An 18,318-nucleotide genomic window follows, 5' to 3' on the forward strand; every position below is an offset into this window, starting at 1 on the left:
GCCCTTCCGCTCAGGCCCGGGCCGAACCGGCGCCGGCGATGTACCGCTCGTAGCCCTCGGCCTCCAGCTTCTCGGCCAGCTCCGGACCGCCCTGCTCGACGATCCGCCCGCCGACGAAGACGTGCACGTGGTCGGGCTTGATGTAGCGCAGGATCCGGGTGTAGTGGGTGATCAGCAGCAGGCCGGTCTGCCCGGTGTCCCGGACCCGGTTGACGCCCTCGCTGACCACCCGCAGGGCGTCGATGTCGAGCCCGGAGTCGGTCTCGTCGAGGATCGCCACCTTCGGCTTGAGCAGTTCGAGCTGGACGATCTCGTGCCGCTTCTTCTCGCCGCCGGAGAAGCCCTCGTTCACGTTCCGCTGGGCCATCGCCGGGTCCATCTGCAACTTCTCCATCGCGCCGCGCAGCTCGCCGGCCCAGGTGCGCAGCTTCGGCGCCTCGCCGTCGATCGCGGTCTTCGCGGTACGCAGGAAGTTCGCCACCGACACGCCGGGCACCTCGACCGGGTACTGCATGGCCAGGAAGAGGCCGGCGCGGGCCCGCTCGTCGACGGTCATCGCCAGCACGTCCTGACCGTCCAGCAGCACCGAGCCGCTGGTGATCTCGTACTTCGGATGCCCGGCGATCGAGTAGGCGAGAGTCGACTTGCCGGACCCGTTAGGGCCCATGATCGCGTGGGTCTCCCCCGCCCGCACGGTGAGGTCTACCCCGGCCAGGATCGGCTTCAGCTCGCCCTCGGGCAGCTTGACCGACACCTGCAGGTCACGGATCTCCAGAACGCTCATGGTGCGGTAACTCCATTACTCGGCGTGAGATTCAGGTAAATGTCGCCGTCGCGGACCTCGACGGGATACACGGGTACGGGTTCGGTCGCGGGCAGCCCGGTCGGCTCGCCGGTACGCAGGTCGAAGCGGGAGCCGTGCAGCCAGCACTCCAGGGTGCAGCCGTCGACCTCGCCCTCGGAGAGCGCGACGGCGGCGTGCGAGCACTCGTCGCGTACGGCGTAGAAGTTGCCGTCCTCGGCGTGCACGATCGCGATCTCGGTGCCCTCGACGTCCGCCTGGATGGCGGTACCCTTCGGCACGTCCTCGGTCGAACAGATCCGGATCATCAGGCGCTGGCCTTCGACAGCCGTACCTCGATCTGCTCGCCGAGCCGGTCGCGCAGCGCCTCGACCGGAACCCGGTTCAGCAGCTCGGCGAAGAAGCCCCGGACGACCAGCTTGCGCGCCTCGTCCTCCGGGATGCCCCGGGCCATCAGGTAGAACAGCTGCTCGTCGTCGAACCGCCCGGTGGTGCTGGCGTGCCCGGCACCGGCCACCTCGCCGGTCTCGATCTCCAGGTTGGGTACCGAGTCCGCGCGGGCGCCCTCGGTCAGCACCAGGTTGCGGTTGATCTCGTAGGTGTCGGTGCCGGTGGCCGCCGCCCGGATCAGCACGTCGCCGACCCAGACGGTGTGCGCGCTGGCGCCCTGCAACGCGCCCCGGTAGCCGACGTAGCTGCGGCAGTCCGGCACGCTGTGGTCGACGAGCTGCCGGTGCTCCTGGTGCTGCCCGGCGCCCGCGAAGTAGAGGCCGTACAGCTCGGCCTCGCCGCCCCGCCCGGTGTACTCCACGCTGGTGTACTGCCGGACCAGCTCCCCGCCGAGGGTCACCTGTACGTGCGTCACCTTGGCGTCCCGGCCCAGCTTGACCTTCAGGTGCTGGGCCTGGACCGAGTCGGGCGCCCAGTCGGCGACGGTGACCAGGGTGAGCCTCGCGCCCTCGGCGACCGCCACCTCGACGTTGTCGGCCAGGGTCACCGAGCCGGTCTGCTCCAGCACCATGGACACCTCGGCGAACCGGCCGACGTCGACGAAGGTGTGCCCGAACGAGGCGCCGTCGGCGCCCTGCCCGACCAACCGGACCGACACCGGCTCCGCCGGCCGGGTCTCCGGGGCCACCGCGATGACCACCGCCTCGGCCGCCCGACCGTGCGCCAGCGCGCTGACCCGGTCGAACGGGGTCAGCACGCTGCCGATCCGGGCGTCGCCCTCGTGCACGCCGCCGAACGTCACTCCGTCCGGCAGGGCGTCCACCTCGTAGCGCAGCCGGCCGTCGGCCGGGGTGAACCCGTCGTCGGTCAGCCCACGCAGCCGCTTGAGCGGCGTGAACCGCCACTCCTCCTCCAGACCGGTGAGGGCCGGGAAGTCGCGGACGTCGTACGAGCGGAGCGTCTGCGCCTTGGTCTGCGGCCCGCCTGGTGCCGTGGGCGCGAATGCTTCGGTAGTCATCTCTTCCTTGGTCTTGTAGCGCGAGGTCCGAGGCGAATGGTGGGGTCGTCGCGACCGGCGTCAGCCGACCGCGCCCTCCATCTGCAGCTCGATCAGCCGGTTGAGTTCCAGGGCGTACTCCATCGGGAGTTCCTTGGCGATCGGCTCGATGAAGCCGCGCACGATCATCGCCATCGCCTCGTCCTCGGTCATGCCCCGGCTCATCAGGTAGAAGAGCTGGTCCTCGCTGACCTTGGAGACGGTCGCCTCGTGCCCCATCGACACGTCGTCCTCGCGGATGTCGACGTACGGGTAGGTGTCCGAGCGGGAGATCGCGTCCACCAGCAGCGCGTCGCACTTCACCGTCGACCGGCTGTGGTGCGAGCCCTCCAGCACCTGGACCAGGCCCCGGTAGGAGGTCCGGCCGCCGCCACGGGCGATCGACTTGGAGACGATCGTGCTCGACGTGTGCGGGGCGGCGTGCACCATCTTGGCGCCGGCGTCCTGGTGCTGGCCCTCGCCGGCCATCGCCACCGAGAGCACCTCACCCTTGGCGTGCTCGCCGGTCATGTAGACCGCCGGGTACTTCATGGTCACCTTGGAGCCGATGTTGCCGTCGATCCACTCCATGGTCGCGCCCTCGTGGCAGACCGCCCGCTTGGTGACCAGGTTGTAGACGTTGTTCGACCAGTTCTGGATGGTCGTGTAGCGGCAGCGCGCGTTCTTCTTCACGATGATCTCGACGACCGCGCTGTGCAGCGAGTCGGAGGAGTAGATCGGCGCGGTGCAGCCCTCGACGTAGTGCACGTACGCGCCCTCGTCGACGATGATCAGCGTCCGCTCGAACTGGCCCATGTTCTCCGTGTTGATCCGGAAGTACGCCTGCAGCGGGATCTCCACCTGCACGCCCTTCGGCACGTAGATAAACGATCCACCGGACCACACGGAGGTGTTGAGCGCGGCGAACTTGTTGTCCCCGACCGGGATCACCGTGCCGAAGTACTCCTTGAAGACGTCCTCGTGCTCCTTGAGCGCGGTGTCCGTGTCCAGGAAGAGGACGCCCTGCTCCTCAAGGTCCTCGCGGATCTTGTGGTAGACCACCTCGGACTCGTACTGGGCCGCGACACCGGCGACCAGCCGCTGCTTCTCGGCCTCCGGGATGCCCAGCCGGTCGTAGGTGTTCTTGATCTCCTCGGGCAGGTCCTCCCAGCTGGCGGCCTGCTTCTCCGTGGAGCGGACGAAGTACTTGATGTTGTCGAAGTCGATCCCACCGAGATCGGCACCCCAGGCCGGCATCGGCTTGCGTCCGAACAGCCGCAGGCCCTTCAGCCGGAGGTCGAGCATCCAGGCGGGCTCGTTCTTCTTGGCGGAGATGTCCCGCACCACCGCCTCGCTGAGGCCGCGCTGAGCGCTCGTGCCGGCCACGTCGGAGTCGGCCCAGCCGTACTCGTAGCGTCCCAGGGCGGCGAGCTGCTCCTCCTGGGTCAGGGGCTGGACGATCTGCTCGGTCATCTATCTGTCCTCACATTGATGACGGATGTATCGACTGGGCCGGAATGTGCGTGGTGCACACTCCGTCACCATGGGCGATGGTGGCGAGACGCTGCACATGGGTGCCGATCAGACGGGAGATGACCGCCGTCTCGGCCTCGCACAGCTGGGGAAACTCCGCGGCCACGTGGGCCACCGGGCAATGGTGCTGGCACAACTGGCCGCCGGAGGCGATCGTGGACGCGCTGGCAGCGTATCCCTCCGCGGTGAGCGCCTCGGCAAGTGCCTCGGCCCTGGCCAGCGGATCGTCCCCGGCGCCCTCCATGGCCGCCCGGCAGCGGGCCTCCAGCGCCGAAACCTGCTCGGCGGCGAACGCGCCGACCGCGTCCGGGCCGCCGTGCCGGGAGATCCACCGCAACGCGGAGGTGGCCATCCCGTCGTAGGTGTGCGTGCCGCAGCGCCGCCGCCCGGAGTCGGTGAGCCGGAACAGCTTGGCTGGCCGCCCGCGACCGCGCTGGCCACGGGTGACCTGGTCGCGGGCGATGACCTCGCCGTCGGCGAGCATCGCGTCGAGGTGCCGGCGGATCGCGGCGGAGCCGAGACCCAGTTCCGCGCCGAGCTGGGCGGCGGTCGCCGCGCCGTGCTCCAGCAGCAGCTGGGTCACCCGGTCCCGGGTCGTCCGCCCGTCGGCCCCGGCGACTCCGCCGGGGCCAGCGATACCAGCGGCGACGACAGGACCGGCGACCGGCTCGGTCACCCGCTCCTGCTCGGAGTACGCCGCCAGGTTTTTCACAACGCCAACGTTACGTATTTCATCCAAGGTCCGCAAACCCGGGCTCCGGTGATCCGGACCACCGGGCGGCGGGCTTGCCGTCCAGCATGATCACATTTGCACGTACGATGGCCGGCGTGAGCCGATTCGGCGAATTTTCTGGCAAACCCACCCTATCGCGGCTGGCCCTCGCCTCCGTGGTGGGGAACGTCCTGATCGTCGGCACCGGCGGTGCGGTCCGACTGACCAAATCCGGTCTCGGCTGCCCGACCTGGCCCCGCTGCACGGACGAGTCGTACGTGGCGACCGCCGAGATGGGCGTGCACGGGTTGATCGAGTTCGGCAACCGGCTGCTCACCTTCGCGCTCGCCGCCGTGGTCATCGCCGGAGTGGTCGCCGCGTGGCGGCAGCGCCCCCGCCGCCGGCCCCTACGGCTGCTCGCCGTCGCCGCCGCCTTCGGCATCCCGGCCCAGGCCGTGGTCGGCGGCCTGACGGTGCTCACCAACCTCAACCCGTGGGTGGTCGGGCTGCACTTCCTGGCCTCGATGGCCGTCATCGCGGCGGCCTTCGCCTTCTGGCGGCGCACCCTCGAACCGGACGGCCCGGCCCGGCCGACCGTGCCGGCCCCGCTGCGGGCGCTCGCCTGGGTCACGGCCGGGGTCACCGCGGCGGTCCTGGTCGTCGGCACCTGGGTGACCGGCAGCGGACCGCATTCCGGCGACGCGGGCGCGGCCCGCAACGACCTGGACCCGGAGACGATCTCCCAGGTGCACGCCGACCTGGTGTTCCTGCTCCTGGGCCTCGCCATCGCCCTGTGGTTCGCGCTGCGCGCCGTGCACGCACCGGCCGGCGCACTCCGAGCCGCCAACCTGCTCCTCCTCGCCATCCTCGCCCAGGGCCTGATCGGCTTCGTCCAGTACTTCACCGGCCTGCCGGTCGCCCTGGTCGGCGCGCACATGCTCGGCTCCTGCCTGGTCTGGCTGGCCGCACTCGCCGTCCTCTGGTCAACCCGGGAACGCCAGCCCACCCCCACCCCCGCCGCCGACGCCCCGCCGCGCGCCGTCTCCTTGGTGTAAGGAAGGGCCCCTTCTTATCGTTTTTTGTAGAAGAAGGGCCCCTTCTTAACCGGTCAGCACCCGGGCGGCGATGGCGTCGGCGAGGCGTTCCGGCGCAGCCGGCTCGTGGGCCAGGAAGAGGGACGGCTCGGTGAGTTCGAGTTCGACCAGCACCGGCGCACCGTCGGGGCCGGGAATCAGGTCCACCCGGGCGTAGAGCGGCCGACCCGGTCCGCCGGGCAGTGCCGCCAGGACCCGTTCGGCGACCGCCAGCTCGGCCTCCCCCGGCGTACGCGGGGTGATCTGCTCGGCCCGGAACAGGCCCTCGGTGCCGTAGTCCGGGCCGACCAGGATCGGCCCCTTCCGGACCGCGTGGCTGAACCGGAGGCCGCCGGAGCCGGCGAAGAACAGCAGCGCCGTCTCGCCGGCCGTGTCCACCGCGCTCAGATAGGGCTGCACCATGACCTGCCGCCCGGCCGCGTGCAGCCGCTTGACGTGGGCCAGGGCCAGTTCCCGGTGCTCGACGTCCGCCAGGTCGTAGCGGCCGGTGTCGAGGCTGCCGGCCCCGATCGCGGGCTTGACGACGTACTCGCCGGTGGCCGGTGGGGCGTCCCAGCCGGTGGCCGGGTCGAGCCAGGTGGTCGGCACGGTGGGCAGTCCGGCGGCGGCCAGCTCGCGCAGGTACCGCTTGTCGGTGTTCCAGCGCACCAGATCGGCCGGGTTCGCCAGCGCGGGCACCGTCTCGGCCCAGGCGACGAACTCGGCCCGCCTCGGCGGGTAATCCCACGGCGACCGGAGCACCGCGAGGCGGTACCGGGCCCAGTCCACCTCTGCGCTGTCCCAGATCACCGGTTCCACCGAAATGCCGCGCTCGGCGAGTGGAGCCGACAGGAGTCGGTCGTCCGGATCCAGTTCGGGAAGTTCGGCGCAGGTAATGAGAGCGACCCGGGGATTCCCCCGGGCCGCGTGGCTATCGGACAAAAGATATCAACGGGCCAAGGTACGACGAGCCATCGACCGCCATAGATCGTGACCCGGACGCATCTGGTCCATCAGTTCCCGCTCCCATTCATTCTCAACGGCGACCCCCGCCTTGGCGCAGGCCAGTCTCGCGACATCCGTGCTGTCCGCGAACTGGTCAGCCCACACGCCGTCCTCCCCCACGAGGACAATGCGCGCGCCCCGCTTGCCGACGTACTCGATGACCGCCTTCGCGCCGCCGTGGCCGGCGGCAAACGACTGGATGCCAGAGACCAGACCATTGGGGGTCTGGCCCGCGACGGCGGTCTGATCGGCCGTCGGCGTCGTATCGGAACCATCTGCCATAACGCGAAGCCTAAGCAGACTTCGACCGGCGTGCGGGGCGGCTACCGATATTTTGTGATGCCAATTACTCTCGGTTTACCGTTCCGCCCGCGCATCTTCGCCCGATTTTTCGGGCTATAAGTGACCAAATTAAAGCCACAATTCACGTTAGAAGCCGACAAACAGGACGAACGGTGACATAACCCCCTAGAACGGGAGGTCAGAGCAGCGCGTCCACCGCGACCGCGGCGAAGAGGATCGTGAGGTACGTGATGGACCAGTGGAACAGCCGCATCGGCTTCAACGACTCACCCCGCCGGGCCCGCTGGCTCAGCCGGTGGGACTCCGCGATGAACATCCCGCCGACCGCCAGGGCCGTGACCCCGTAGACGAGGCCCATGCCCAGCGGCCACAGCAGCACCGACACCAGCACGGTCAGCCAGGTGTAGAGCACGATCTCCAGGTTGACCCGGCGGATCGAGGCGACCACCGGGAGCATCGGAATCCCGGCCCGGCGGTAGTCGTCCTTGAACTTGATCGCCAACGCGTAGAAGTGCGGCAACTGCCAGAAGAAGACCACCGCGAACAGGCCCCACGCCTCCGGCGCCAGCGACCCGGTGACCGCGGCCCAGCCGATCAGCACCGGCGCCGAGCCGCAGATGCCGCCCCAGAAGGTGTTCTGCGAGGTCCGCCGCTTGAGCCACATCGTGTAGACCACGTCGTAGTAGACGATCGCGGCCAGGGTCAGCGCGGTGGCCAGCCAGTTGGTGAAGACCGCCATCAGGGTCACCGAGACCACCGCCAACACCAGCCCGAAGACCAGCGCGCTGCGCGGCGCGACGGTGTGCGTCGGCAACGGGCGACGCTTGGTCCGCTGCATCAACTGGTCGATGTCCCGGTCGATGTAGCAGTTGAGCGCGTTGGCGGCGCCGGCGGCCAGCGAACCGCCCAGCAGCACCACGACGACCAGCCAGAGCGACGGCAGGCCGTCGGCGGCCAGCATCATCGTCGGCACGGTCGTGATGAGCAGCAGCTCCACGATCCGCGGCTTGGTCAGCGCGACGTACGCCCGGATCCGGGCGGCGACGTCAGCGCGCCGGGACACCTCGCGGTCGGCCGTCGTCCCCGCCGTCGGGGCACCGCCGGTCGCGGGGCGCTCGGTGATCGTGCTCACGGATTGCCACCTTCCGGCGTCGACACAGGGGAAAACGGTGTGTAGCAGCGTGGGCGGCGGGCGACCAGCCGGACCAGCACGCCGACCGACAGCCTACGCGTCGCCGTTTGCGCTGCCCGGGCGACCCTTCAACGGTGCGAACGATCACACTCCCGACGAAGCGTCGCACTGGTGGCGACATCCGGGGGTTGGGTTTCGGAAGGGGTCGCTAGGGTCATCAGTGAGGGTTCCGCCCATCTGTTGAGGAGCGCACACGATCGTGGCTGAAAATCGACCCGCCCAAGACGCGCTGAGCTGGTCCGATCTCGACCAGCGTGCCGTCGACACCGCCCGCGTACTGGCCATCGACGCCGTGGAGAAATCCGGCAACGGCCATCCGGGTACGGCGATGAGTCTCGCGCCCGCCGCCTACCTACTGTTCAACAGGGTCATGCGGCACGACCCCACCCATCCCGACTGGACCGGCCGGGACCGGTTCGTGCTCTCCGCGGGCCATAGCAGCCTCACCCTCTACGTCCAGCTCTACCTCAGCGGTTACGGGCTGGGCCTGACCGACCTCAAGTCGTTGCGCCAGTGGGGCTCGCTGACCCCGGGCCACCCCGAGCACGGTCACACCCGGGGAGTCGAGACCACCACCGGCCCGCTCGGCCAGGGGCTGGGCAACGCCGTCGGAATGGCGATGGCGGCCCGCCGGGAGCGCGGGCTGCTGGACCCGGACGCCCCGGCCGGCACCTCGCCGTTCGACCACCACATCTGGTGCATCGCCTCGGACGGCGACATCGAGGAGGGGATCAGCCACGAGGCCAGCGCCCTCGCCGGACACCAGCAGCTCGGCAACCTCATCCTGATCTACGACGACAACGAGATCTCGATCGAGGACGACACCCGGATCGCCAAGAGCGAGGACGTGTCCGCCCGGTACGCCGCGTACGGCTGGCACGTGCAGACCGTGGACTGGCGTACCGGTGACGCGGACCAGGGCGACTACCACGAGAACGTCGAGGAGTTGTACGCCGCGCTGCTGGCCGCGAAGGCGGAGACCGGCCGGCCCTCGTTCATCGCGCTGCGCACCATCATCGGCTGGCCGGCACCGACGAAGCAGAACACCGGCAAGATCCACGGCTCGGCGCTCGGTGCCGACGAGGTGGCCGCGACCAAGAAGCTGCTCGGCTTCGACCCCGGGCAGCACTTCGAGGTCGACTCCGACGTGCTGACGCACGCCCGGCAGGTGATCGAACGGGGTCAGGCGGCGCACGCCGAGTGGGAGACCGCGTACCAGTCCTGGGCCGGGGCGAACCCGGAGGGCAAGGCGCTGCACGACCGGCTGGCCAGCCGTACGCTGCCGACCGGCTGGGCCGACGCGCTGCCGGAGTTCCCGGCCGACGCCAAGGGGATCGCCACCCGGGCCGCCTCCGGCAAGGTGCTCCAGGCCCTCGCCCCGGTACTGCCCGAACTCTGGGGCGGCTCCGCCGACCTGGCCGAGAGCAACAACACCACGATGGAGGGCGAGCCCTCCTTCATCCCCAGCGAGTACGCGACCAAGGCGTTCCCGGGCAACGAGTACGGCCGGGTCCTGCACTTCGGCATCCGCGAGCACGCCATGGGTGCGATCCTGAACGGTATCGCCCTGCACGGCGGCACCCGGCCGTACGGCGGCACCTTCCTGGTGTTCAGCGACTACATGCGCCCGGCGGTACGGCTCGCCGCGCTGATGAAGCTGCCGGTGGTCTACGTCTGGACGCACGACTCGATCGGCCTCGGCGAGGACGGTCCGACCCACCAGCCGGTCGAGCACCTGACCGCGCTGCGGGCCATCCCCGGACTCGACGTGATCCGGCCGGCGGACGCCAACGAGACCGCCTGGGCCTGGCGGCGGGCGCTGGAGCAGACCGACCGGCCCGCCGCACTCGCGCTGAGCCGGCAGCCGCTGCCGACGCTGGACCGCAGCGAACTCGCCAGCGCCGACCAGACGGCCAAGGGAGGTTACGTGCTGGCCGAGGCGTCGAACGCGCAGCCGCAGGTGATCCTCATCGGCACCGGTTCCGAGGTGCAGCTCTGCCTCACCGCCCGGGACCGGCTGGAGGCCGAGGGCACCCCGACCCGGGTCGTCTCGATGCCCTGCCAGGAGTGGTTCCGGGAGCAGGACTCGGCCTACCAGGAATCGGTGCTGCCCCGCGACGTCAAGGCCCGGGTCAGCGTCGAGGCCGGCATCTCGATGTCCTGGCGCGACCTGATCGGCGACGCCGGCGAGGCCGTGAGCCTGGAGCACTACGGCGCGAGCGCGCCGCACACCGTGCTCTTCGAGCAGTTCGGATTCACCCCGGACCGGGTCATGGCGGCCGCGCACGCGTCGCTGACCCGGATCGGCGACATCACCGGTACGACCACCGGCAACTGAAGCACCGGCAACTAAAGGGAGCGGTAGCGACTATGACGGACCGGTTGGGTGAGCTCACCGCCGCAGGCGTGGCGGTCTGGCTCGACGATCTTTCAAGGGTACGGCTGAGTTCGGGCAACCTGGACCAGTTGCGCCGGGAGAAGCACCTGGTCGGGGTCACCACCAACCCGACGATCTTCGCCAAGGCGCTCAGTGATGCCGACGAGTACAACTGGCAGCTCCGTGACCTCGCCATGCGCGGGGTGACCGTCGAGGAGACGGTCCGGATGCTCACCACGTACGACGTGCGCTGGGCCTGCGACGTGATGCGCCCGGCGTACGACAGCAGTGCCGGCGTCGACGGTCGGGTCTCCATCGAGGTGGACCCGAGGCTGGCGTACGAGACCGAGAAGACCGTGGCCGAGGCGAAGGCCCTGTGGTGGCTGGTCGACCGGCCGAACCTGTTCATCAAGATCCCGGCGACCGAGGCCGGGCTGCCGGCCATCACCGCCACCCTCGCCGAGGGGATCAGCGTGAACGTCACGCTGATCTTCGGGCTGGACCGCTACTCGCAGGTGATGGAGGCCTTCCTGGCCGGCCTGGAGCAGGCGAAGGCGAACGGGCACGACCTCACGAAGATCGCCTCCGTGGCGTCCTTCTTCGTCTCCCGGGTCGACTCGGAGGTGGACAAGCGGCTGGACAAGCTCGGTGGCGGTGCCGGCCGGCCGGACCTCGCCGCGCTGAAGGGCAAGGCGGCGGTCGCCAACGCCCAACTGGCGTACGAGCGCTACTCGGAGGTGTTCTCCTCCGACCGGTGGCAGGCCCTGGCCGACGCGGGCGCCCACCCGCAGCGCCCGCTCTGGGCGTCGACCTCCACCAAGAACCCCGAGTACCGCGATGTGATCTACGTCGAGGAGCTGATCGCGCCGGGCACCGTGAACACCATGCCGGAGCCGGTGATCGACGCGTACGCCGACCACGGCGAGGTACGCCCGGACGCCGTCACCGGCGCGTACACGCAGGCCCGCGAGGTGTTCACCGGGCTGACCGCTGCCGGCATCGACTTCGACGACGTGATCGCCACCCTGGAACGCGAGGGTGTGGAGAAGTTCGAGGCCAGCTGGCTGGAACTGCTGGACGGCGTACGGAAGTCGCTCGAGGCGGCGGCCGAGGGTGCCGGAAAGCCCGGCCGCGCCGCCCAGGACAACGCGGCGGCGGCGCAGCGCGCAGGAGGTAATGCATGAGCGAGGACCTTTTGGACGGCGGGTGTGAGGGGGCGGCCGGGCTCGCCGTCTACGGCGCGGAGACGGTCGACGCGGAGGCTCCGGCCTCGGCCCGGGGTGCGCTGCTCGCCGACGACGTACCGGCCCGGCTGACGCGCAAGGACCCGACGTTGTGGGGGCCGGACGCCCAGGCCGAGGCGGCGGTCCGGCTCGGCTGGGTGGACACCTTCCGGCGCAGTCGGGAGTTGCTGCCGCAGCTCGCCGAGCTGAAGGCGGAACTCGCCGACCTCGACCACGTGGTGCTGGCCGGAATGGGCGGCTCCTCGCTGGCGCCCGAGGTGATCACCCGTACCCTCGGCAAGTCGCTGACCGTGCTGGACACCACCGATCCCGGGCAGGTCCGGGCGGCGCTGAACGACCGGCTGGACCGGACCGTGGTCGTCGTGGCCAGCAAGTCCGGTTCGACGGTGGAGACGGACAGCCACCGGCGGGCGTACTGGCAGGCGTTCCTCGACTCCGGACTGACCGAGGCGGAGGCCGGGCGGCGCTTCGTCGTCGTCACCGATCCGGGCTCGCCGCTGGCCGGGACCGCCGCCGAGATGGGTGCCTTCGTGGTGCTCGCCGACCCGGAGGTGGGCGGGCGGTACTCCGCGCTGACCGCGTTCGGGCTGGTGCCCTCGGCCCTGGCCGGGGTCGAGGTGGCGGAACTGCTCGACCAGGCCGAGGAGCTGTTCGCCGCGCTCGGCGGCGACCGGGACAACCCGGGTCTGGCGCTCGGTGCCGCGCTCGGCGCCGCGGCCACCAACGGGCGGGACAAGGTCGCGCTGGTCTCGGACGGCACCGGCATCGACGGCCTCGGCGACTGGGCCGAGCAGTTGATCGCCGAGTCCACCGGCAAGAACGGCGTCGGGATCCTGCCGGTGGTGATCGAGGACCCGAGCAGCCCCGGGGCGACCGGACCGGACGTACTGACCGTGACCTACGGCGGCGGGCTGCCGGCCGGGGCGGTGCCGGGCGGTGGGATCCGCGCACAGGTGGCCGTGAACGGCCCGCTGGGCGCGCAGTTCCTGGCCTGGGAGTACGCCACCGCGGTCGCCGGGGTGGTGCTCGGGATCGACCCGTTCAACCAGCCGAACGTCACCGAGTCCAAGGAGAACACCAACCGGCTGCTCGGCACCGGCCTGCCGGTGGAGACGCCGACGTTCGTGGACGCCGGAGTCGAGGGGTACTGGTTCCCGGGCGAGAGCCAGCGGGAGGCGCCGCTCCCCGGCGATCTGGCCGGCGCGCTGCGACTGCTGCTCGACGGGCTGGCCGACGACGGCTACCTGGCCGTGATGGCGTACCTGGACCGGTTCGGCGACGCCAAGGCCGGGCAGGTCCGGCCCGGACTGGCCGCCGCCTCCGGTCGGCCGGTCACCTTCGGCTGGGGGCCCCGCTTCCTGCACTCGACCGGCCAGTACCACAAGGGCGGTCCGCAGCTCGGCTCGTTCCTGCAGATCACCGGTGACGTGACCGACGACCTTCCGGTGCCCGGCAAGCCGTACTCCTTCGCGCAGTTGCAGGCGGCGCAGGCCGCGGGTGACCGGCAGGCGCTCGCCGAGCGGGGTCGTCCGGTGCTGCGGCTGCACCTCACCGACCGGGCCGCCGGGGTGCCGCACGTGCTGGACGCGGTACGGGCTCTGCGGAGTTGACGGCGAGCCGGCATGCTGACAGTGGAGGTCGGATGAAGCAAGGAGGGGAAGCCGTGAATCCGCTGCGCGACCCGCAGGACCGGCGGTTGCCGCGGATCCCGGAGCCGTGCGCGCTGGTGATCTTCGGCGTGACCGGCGACCTGTCCCGTAAGAAGCTGCTGCCTGCGGTGTACGACCTGGCCAACCGCGGGTTGCTGCCGCCCGGCTTCGTGGTGCTCGGGTTTGCCCGCCGGGACTGGGGCGACGGTGACTTCGAGTCGCTGGCCCGGGACGCCGCCCGGGCGCACGCCCGGACACCCTGGCGGGACGAGGTCTGGGCCCGGCTGGCCGGCAACATCAAGTTCGTCGGCGGCGCGTTCGACGACGACGCCGCGTTCGACCACCTGGCCGACACCCTGGACGAGCTGCGCGACACCCACGGCATCGCCGGGAACGCCGCGTTCTACTTCTCGATCCCGCCGGCGGCGTTCCCGACCGTGCTCAAGCAGCTCGCCCGGACCGGGATGGCCGACAACGACAAGTCCGGCGGCTGGCGCCGGGTGGTGGTGGAGAAGCCGTTCGGGCACGACCTGCCCTCGGCGAAGTCGCTCAACGACCTGGTGGACGACGTCTTCACCCGGGAGGACGTCTTCCGGATCGACCACTACCTGGGCAAGGAGACGGTCCAGAACATCCTCGCCCTGCGGTTCGCCAACAATCTCTTCGAGCCGCTGTGGAACTCCAAGTACGTCGACTCGGTGCAGATCACCATGGCCGAGGACGTCGGTATCGGCTCCCGGGCCGGCTTCTACGACGCCACCGGGACCGCCCGGGACGTGCTCCAGAACCATCTGCTGCAGCTACTCGCCCTGGTCGCGATGGAGGAACCGACCAGCTTCGACGCCAGTGAGATCCGGGCCGAGAAGCTGAAGGTGCTGCGCGCGATCACCCTGCCGAAGGATGTCAGCACGGGCACGGTCCGGGGGCAGTACCTACCCGGCTGGGTCGCCGGCAAGCGGGCGGTCGGCTACCTCGACGAGGAGGGCGTGCCGACCGACTCGACCACCGAGACGTACGTGGCCGTCCGGCTCGGCATCCAGAATCGGCGCTGGGCCGAGGTGCCGTTCTACATCCGGGCCGGCAAGCGGCTGCCACGTCGGGTGACCGAAGTCGCGATCATGTTCAAGAAGGCGCCGCACCTGCCGTTCGATCCCGCCGACATGGAGATGCTCGGCAACAACCAGCTCGTGATCCGGGTCCAGCCGGACGAGGGCGTGGTGCTGAAGTTCGGCTCCAAGGTCCCCGGTACGACCATGGAGGTCCGGGACATCGCGATGGACTTCCAGTACGGCGAGGCGTTCACGGAGTCCAGCCCCGAGGCGTACGAACGGCTGGTGCTGGACGTGCTGATCGGGGATCGGACGCTCTTCCCCGACGCCGCCGAGGTCGAGCAGAGCTGGCAGGTGATCGATCCGCTGGAGGAGGCCTGGGAGGGCGTCAAGCCGGAGCCGTACCGGGCCGGCGAGTGGGGTCCACGGGCGGCGGACGAGCTGCTGGCCCGGGAGGGCCGGTCGTGGCGGCGGGCCTGAGCCTCCGGGGAGATCGACAATAATCATGACGACCAGGAGGCACCGTTGATCGGCTTGTGGGACACCACCGGTAACGAGGTGGTGAAGGCGCTGGCCGCCGAACGGCGCAGCGCGGGTGGGGTGGCCAGCGGGATGGCGCTCACCCTGATCGTGGTGGTCGACGAGGCGCATGTCCGGGAGGCCGAGGCGGCGGTGACCATCGCCTCGGCGGCGCATCCGTGCCGGATGGTGGTCGTCGTCCGCTCCGACGTCGAACGCGACCGCAACCGGCTCGACGCCGAGATCGTGGTCGGCGGTCGGCTCGGTCCGGGCGAGGCGGTGGTGACCCGGATGTACGGTCGGCTCGCCCTGCACGCCGAGTCGGTGGTGATGCCGCTGCTGGTGCCGGACGTACCCGTGGTGACCTGGTGGCACGGCGCGCCACCGGCGGAGATCGCCAACGACTTCCTCGGGGTGGTCGCGGATCGCCGGATCACCGACGCCGCACAGGCGACCGACCCGGTGGAGGCGCTTCGCCAGCGGGCCCGGGACTACGCTCCCGGGGACACCGATCTGGCCTGGACCCGGATCACGCCCTGGCGCACCCTGGTCGCCGGTGCGTTCGACACCACCGAGGGCAACCGGGTCACCTCGGCGACGGTGGTGGCGCCGCACACCGACCCGACCGCGGCGCTCATGATCGGCTGGCTCAAGTCCCGGCTCGGGCTCAACCCGCAGTGGCAGCACACCAGCGATTTCCCCCGGATGCGCTCCGTCGAGCTGCGCTGTGCCAACGGCGACGAGCTGGTGCTGACCCGGGAGGACAGCCTGGCGACGTTCCGGCGCACCGGGCAGGCCGATCGGAACCTGCCGCTGGTCCGCCGACCGCTCGGCGACGAACTGGCCGAGGAGCTGCGCCGGCTGGACCCCGACCAGATCTACGCCGACGCGCTGGGTGCCGCCGCCGGGATCTCCGGCCTGGACACCCGGCCGTCACAGCGGGTGCACGTCTGGAAGGATCCGTCGAAGCAGCCGTCCACCGCCGCCGCCCAGGGAGTGGCCACCGCGTGACCGACACGACCCTCGTAGTGCACGCCGACCCCGACCTCCTCGCCCAGGCTGTCGCCGCCCGGTTGATCGTCAAGATGATCGACGCGCAGGCCGAGCGCGGCCAGGCGAGCATCGTGCTGACCGGCGGCCGGATCGCCGCGGCCGTCTACCGGGCGGTCCGGGACCTGCCGGCGCGCGACGCCGTCGACTGGTCCCGGGTCGACGTCTGGTGGGGCGACGAACGCTTCCTGCCGGCCGGGCATCCGGACCGGAACGAGACCCAGGCCCGCGCGGCCCTGCTCGATCATCTGCCGCTGACCGCGGCGCGGGTGCACCCGATGCCGCCCTCGGACGGGCCGGACGGCGCCGACCCGGAGGCCGCCGCCGCCCGGTACGCCGAGACGCTGGTCGCGGCGGCCCGGCCGGCGGAACTGCCCCACTTCGACGTGCTGATGCTGGGGGTGGGTGAGGACGGCCACGTCGCCTCGATCTTCCCGGAGCATCCGGTCGGCTACGAGAAGCGGGCGGTGGCGGCGGTCCGGGGAAGCCCCAAGCCGCCGCCGGTCCGGGTCACCCTGACCCTGCCGACGATCAACAGCGCCGAGGAGGTGTGGTTGATCGCCGCCGGTGCCGACAAGTCCGCTGCGGTCCGGATGGCGCTGGCCGGCGCCGGGCCGGTGCAACTGCCGGCTGCCGGCGTCCACGGGGTGGGTGCCACCCGGTGGCTGCTGGACCGGGCCGCGGCCGCGGACGTGCGGCCGACGTTCCGTAGCCTGCGCTGACGGCTCAGCGCTCGCCGCGGCGCTGGCGCAGCTCGGCCAGCGCCTCGGCGAGAATCGCCTCGGCGTCCGCTTCGCTTCGCCGCTCCTTCACGTAGGCCAGGTGCGACTTGTAGGGCTCGGCCCGCTGCCGTCCCGGCGGATTCTGCACGTCCTGCCCGGCCGGCTGCCCGCAGTGCGGGCAGTCCCAGGTGGCCGGGGGCTCCGCCTCGGCCGCCAGCAGGATCTCCACCATGTGCCCGTTCGCACACCAGTAGGTGACCGGGCGTCGGGGGGCGGGTTCACATCGTTCGGTGGGCCGGGCTGGTCCGGCACCAACTCGGCTGCCACGGATGGCACTGCCACTTGGCACGGCTGCTCGCTCCGTTCGTCAGAGGGGGGTCCGCCACGACAGCGGCGGTATGACGCGGTGGGCGTATGGCACGGTGCGGCGCAGACAACTGCGCGCGGCCCACGTTAGCGGACCGCGCGCAGTTTGTACGCCCTGGGTCGGTGGAAACGACCCAAATTGTCAGGTGGTCTCGGCGAGCCTCAGCCACAGGCCCAGGCCCACGATGCAGGCAAACCAGACAAGACTCACCAGAACGGTGTATCGGTCAAGATTTTTCTCGGCGACCGAGGAGCCGGCCAGGCTGGAGCTGACCCCTCCGCCGAACATGCTCGACATCCCGCCGCCCTTGCCCCGATGCAGCAGGATCAGCAAGGTGAGCAGCACGCTCGTGATGACCAGCAACACGATCAACGTGTATGCGAACCAGATCGGCATGGTAGGGGTCAGTCCTCTCAGCTACGCGGGGCCCGTCAAGGATAGCGACCGTCAGCGCGCGATGTGCTCCGGGAACCGGCAGATCTGCGCGAAGTCCTCGGCGTCCAGGCTCGCCCCGCCGACCAGTGCGCCATCCACGTCAGGCTGCGCCATGATAGCCGCGATGTTGGCCGCCTTCACGGACCCACCGTAAAGTACCCGAACCTGGTCGGCGGTGGCCTGGCCGTGCAGCTCGGCGATCCGCGCCCGAATCGCCCCGCAGACCTCCTGGGCGTTCTCCGGGGTGGCGGTCTTGCCGGTGCCGATCGCCCAGACCGGTTCGTAGGCGACGACCACCTTGAGCACCTGCTCGGCGGTCAGCCCGGCCAGCGCGCCGTCGAGCTGGTCGCGGGTGTACGCCACCTGCCCCTCCGCCTCGCGGATGTCCAGCCCCTCGCCGACGCAGAGGATCGGGGTCAGCTCGTTGGCCAGCGCCGCCTTGACCTTGGCGTTGACTACGGCGTCGTCCTCGTTGTGGTACGCCCGCCGCTCGGAGTGGCCGACCACCACGTACCCGCAGCCCAGCGCGGCCAGCATCGCCCCGGAGATCTCCCCGGTGTACGCACCGGACTTGTGCGCGGACAGGTCCTGCGCGCCGTACCCGATCATCAGCTTGTCGCCGTCGACCAGGGTCTGCACGGTACGCAGGTCGGTGAACGGCGGCAGCACCACCGTCTCGACATCGGTCAGCTGCTTCTCGTTGAGGCTCGCGGCGAGCTTCTGGATCAGAAGGTTGGCTTCCCGGTGGTTCAGGTTCATCTTCCAGTTGCCCGCCATCAGGGGCCGGCGGGCGGGCGTGG

18 protein-coding genes are annotated in these 18,318 nt (G+C 70.5%); 7 read left to right on the forward strand and 11 right to left on the reverse strand.

Going from position 1 to position 18,318, the window contains the following annotated elements; all coding sequences use genetic code 11:
* Nucleotides 1–10 precede the first annotated feature (10 nt).
* The 5 genes from sufC to ACFP2T_RS33515 are packed head-to-tail and all read right to left on the reverse strand — an operon-like array spanning nt 11 to nt 4,497.
* Nucleotides 11–784 carry a Fe-S cluster assembly ATPase SufC gene (sufC, locus tag ACFP2T_RS33495; protein WP_377428882.1) on the reverse strand — a complete coding sequence of 258 codons (774 nt, stop codon included), beginning with the start codon at nt 782–784 and terminating at the stop codon, nt 11–13.
* The gene (locus tag ACFP2T_RS33500) at nt 781–1,110 is read right to left on the reverse strand and encodes a non-heme iron oxygenase ferredoxin subunit (RefSeq protein ID WP_377428884.1); all 330 of its coding nucleotides are present in this window, start codon (nt 1,108–1,110) and stop codon (nt 781–783) included. The genes sufC and ACFP2T_RS33500 overlap by 4 nt, the downstream gene beginning before the upstream one ends.
* Nucleotides 1,110–2,270: a Fe-S cluster assembly protein SufD gene (sufD, locus tag ACFP2T_RS33505; protein ID WP_377428886.1), complete on the reverse strand. Its 1,161-nt coding sequence runs from the start codon at nt 2,268–2,270 to the stop codon at nt 1,110–1,112. Before sufD ends, ACFP2T_RS33500 begins: the two co-directional genes overlap by 1 nt.
* Before the next feature lie 60 nt (nt 2,271–2,330).
* Nucleotides 2,331–3,761 carry a Fe-S cluster assembly protein SufB gene (gene sufB / locus ACFP2T_RS33510; RefSeq protein ID WP_377428888.1) on the reverse strand — a complete coding sequence of 477 codons (1,431 nt, stop codon included), beginning with the start codon at nt 3,759–3,761 and terminating at the stop codon, nt 2,331–2,333.
* Nucleotides 3,762–3,771: 10 nt separating this feature from the next.
* Entirely contained in the window at nt 3,772–4,497 is a 726-nt protein-coding gene (locus ACFP2T_RS33515) for a helix-turn-helix transcriptional regulator (RefSeq protein WP_377428978.1), read from the reverse strand.
* Nucleotides 4,498–4,640: 143 nt separating this feature from the next.
* Between ACFP2T_RS33515 and ACFP2T_RS33520 the strand changes: the two genes are divergently transcribed.
* Nucleotides 4,641–5,588: a COX15/CtaA family protein gene (locus tag ACFP2T_RS33520; RefSeq protein WP_377428890.1), complete on the forward strand. Its 948-nt coding sequence runs from the start codon at nt 4,641–4,643 to the stop codon at nt 5,586–5,588.
* Between the two features lie 45 nt (nt 5,589–5,633).
* On the opposite strand, the gene ACFP2T_RS33525 is transcribed toward ACFP2T_RS33520, so the two are convergent.
* The 3 genes from ACFP2T_RS33525 to ACFP2T_RS33535 form a co-directional block, all read right to left on the reverse strand.
* Nucleotides 5,634–6,548, reverse strand: coding sequence for an ATP-grasp domain-containing protein (locus tag ACFP2T_RS33525; protein WP_377428891.1), 915 nt, complete (start codon nt 6,546–6,548; stop codon nt 5,634–5,636).
* A 6-nt stretch (nt 6,549–6,554) separates the two neighbouring features.
* Complete coding sequence (locus tag ACFP2T_RS33530) at nt 6,555–6,893, reverse strand: hypothetical protein (RefSeq protein ID WP_377428893.1); 339 nt, start codon at nt 6,891–6,893, stop codon at nt 6,555–6,557.
* A gap of 199 nt (nt 6,894–7,092) precedes the next feature.
* Nucleotides 7,093–8,046 (reverse strand): heme o synthase, encoded by a 954-nt coding sequence (locus ACFP2T_RS33535; protein ID WP_377428895.1) that lies wholly within the window; start codon nt 8,044–8,046, stop codon nt 7,093–7,095.
* Between the two features lie 259 nt (nt 8,047–8,305).
* Here ACFP2T_RS33535 and tkt point away from each other — a divergent pair, with 259 nt between their 5' ends.
* The 6 genes from tkt to pgl are packed head-to-tail and all read left to right on the forward strand — an operon-like array spanning nt 8,306 to nt 16,716.
* A complete protein-coding gene (gene tkt, locus ACFP2T_RS33540; RefSeq protein WP_377428897.1) occupies nt 8,306–10,444 on the forward strand; it encodes a transketolase in 2,139 nt (712 codons plus the stop codon).
* Between the two features lie 32 nt (nt 10,445–10,476).
* On the forward strand, nt 10,477–11,667 hold the full coding sequence (tal, locus tag ACFP2T_RS33545) for a transaldolase (RefSeq protein WP_377428899.1): 1,191 nt from the start codon (nt 10,477–10,479) through the stop codon (nt 11,665–11,667).
* A complete protein-coding gene (locus tag ACFP2T_RS33550; protein WP_377428901.1) occupies nt 11,664–13,337 on the forward strand; it encodes a glucose-6-phosphate isomerase in 1,674 nt (557 codons plus the stop codon). Before tal ends, ACFP2T_RS33550 begins: the two co-directional genes overlap by 4 nt.
* Nucleotides 13,338–13,369: 32 nt before the next feature.
* Nucleotides 13,370–14,905, forward strand: a complete 1,536-nt coding sequence (zwf, locus tag ACFP2T_RS33555; protein WP_377428903.1) for a glucose-6-phosphate dehydrogenase — start codon at nt 13,370–13,372, stop codon at nt 14,903–14,905.
* A 45-nt stretch (nt 14,906–14,950) separates the two neighbouring features.
* Complete coding sequence (locus ACFP2T_RS33560; RefSeq protein WP_377428905.1) at nt 14,951–15,955, forward strand: glucose-6-phosphate dehydrogenase assembly protein OpcA; 1,005 nt, start codon at nt 14,951–14,953, stop codon at nt 15,953–15,955.
* On the forward strand, nt 15,952–16,716 hold the full coding sequence (pgl, locus tag ACFP2T_RS33565) for a 6-phosphogluconolactonase (protein WP_377428907.1): 765 nt from the start codon (nt 15,952–15,954) through the stop codon (nt 16,714–16,716). The genes ACFP2T_RS33560 and pgl overlap by 4 nt, the downstream gene beginning before the upstream one ends.
* A 4-nt stretch (nt 16,717–16,720) precedes the next feature.
* Here the strand turns inward: pgl and ACFP2T_RS33570 are convergent, their stop codons facing one another.
* From ACFP2T_RS33570 to tpiA, 3 genes are all read right to left on the reverse strand, one after another.
* Nucleotides 16,721–17,065 carry an RNA polymerase-binding protein RbpA gene (locus ACFP2T_RS33570; protein WP_377428909.1) on the reverse strand — a complete coding sequence of 115 codons (345 nt, stop codon included), beginning with the start codon at nt 17,063–17,065 and terminating at the stop codon, nt 16,721–16,723.
* 159 nt (nt 17,066–17,224) lie between these two features.
* Nucleotides 17,225–17,479, reverse strand: coding sequence for a preprotein translocase subunit SecG (secG, locus tag ACFP2T_RS33575; protein WP_377428910.1), 255 nt, complete (start codon nt 17,477–17,479; stop codon nt 17,225–17,227).
* A gap of 51 nt (nt 17,480–17,530) precedes the next feature.
* The gene (gene tpiA / locus ACFP2T_RS33580; protein ID WP_377428980.1) at nt 17,531–18,295 is read right to left on the reverse strand and encodes a triose-phosphate isomerase; all 765 of its coding nucleotides are present in this window, start codon (nt 18,293–18,295) and stop codon (nt 17,531–17,533) included.
* Nucleotides 18,296–18,318 lie beyond the last annotated feature (23 nt).

Origin of the sequence: Plantactinospora solaniradicis (assembly GCF_042658085.1) — a bacterium.
In the GTDB taxonomy this organism is placed as follows: domain Bacteria; phylum Actinomycetota; class Actinomycetes; order Mycobacteriales; family Micromonosporaceae; genus Plantactinospora; species Plantactinospora solaniradicis.

Excerpts from the sequence above, each read along its gene's own strand:
- ACFP2T_RS33520 (WP_377428890.1), top strand. The coding sequence starts at position 4,641 with ATGGCCGGCGTGAGCCGATTCGGCGAATTTTCTGGCAAACCCACCCTA.
- sufC (WP_377428882.1), bottom strand. The coding sequence starts at position 784 with ATGAGCGTTCTGGAGATCCGTGACCTGCAGGTGTCGGTCAAGCTGCCC.
- sufB (WP_377428888.1), bottom strand. The coding sequence starts at position 3,761 with ATGACCGAGCAGATCGTCCAGCCCCTGACCCAGGAGGAGCAGCTCGCC.
- tpiA (WP_377428980.1), bottom strand. The coding sequence starts at position 18,295 with ATGGCGGGCAACTGGAAGATGAACCTGAACCACCGGGAAGCCAACCTT.
- ACFP2T_RS33530 (WP_377428893.1), bottom strand. The coding sequence starts at position 6,893 with ATGGCAGATGGTTCCGATACGACGCCGACGGCCGATCAGACCGCCGTC.
- ACFP2T_RS33550 (WP_377428901.1), top strand. The coding sequence starts at position 11,664 with ATGAGCGAGGACCTTTTGGACGGCGGGTGTGAGGGGGCGGCCGGGCTC.
- ACFP2T_RS33500 (WP_377428884.1), bottom strand. The coding sequence starts at position 1,110 with ATGATCCGGATCTGTTCGACCGAGGACGTGCCGAAGGGTACCGCCATC.
- sufD (WP_377428886.1), bottom strand. The coding sequence starts at position 2,270 with ATGACTACCGAAGCATTCGCGCCCACGGCACCAGGCGGGCCGCAGACC.
- tal (WP_377428899.1), top strand. The coding sequence starts at position 10,477 with ATGACGGACCGGTTGGGTGAGCTCACCGCCGCAGGCGTGGCGGTCTGG.
- secG (WP_377428910.1), bottom strand. The coding sequence starts at position 17,479 with ATGCCGATCTGGTTCGCATACACGTTGATCGTGTTGCTGGTCATCACG.
- zwf (WP_377428903.1), top strand. The coding sequence starts at position 13,370 with ATGAAGCAAGGAGGGGAAGCCGTGAATCCGCTGCGCGACCCGCAGGAC.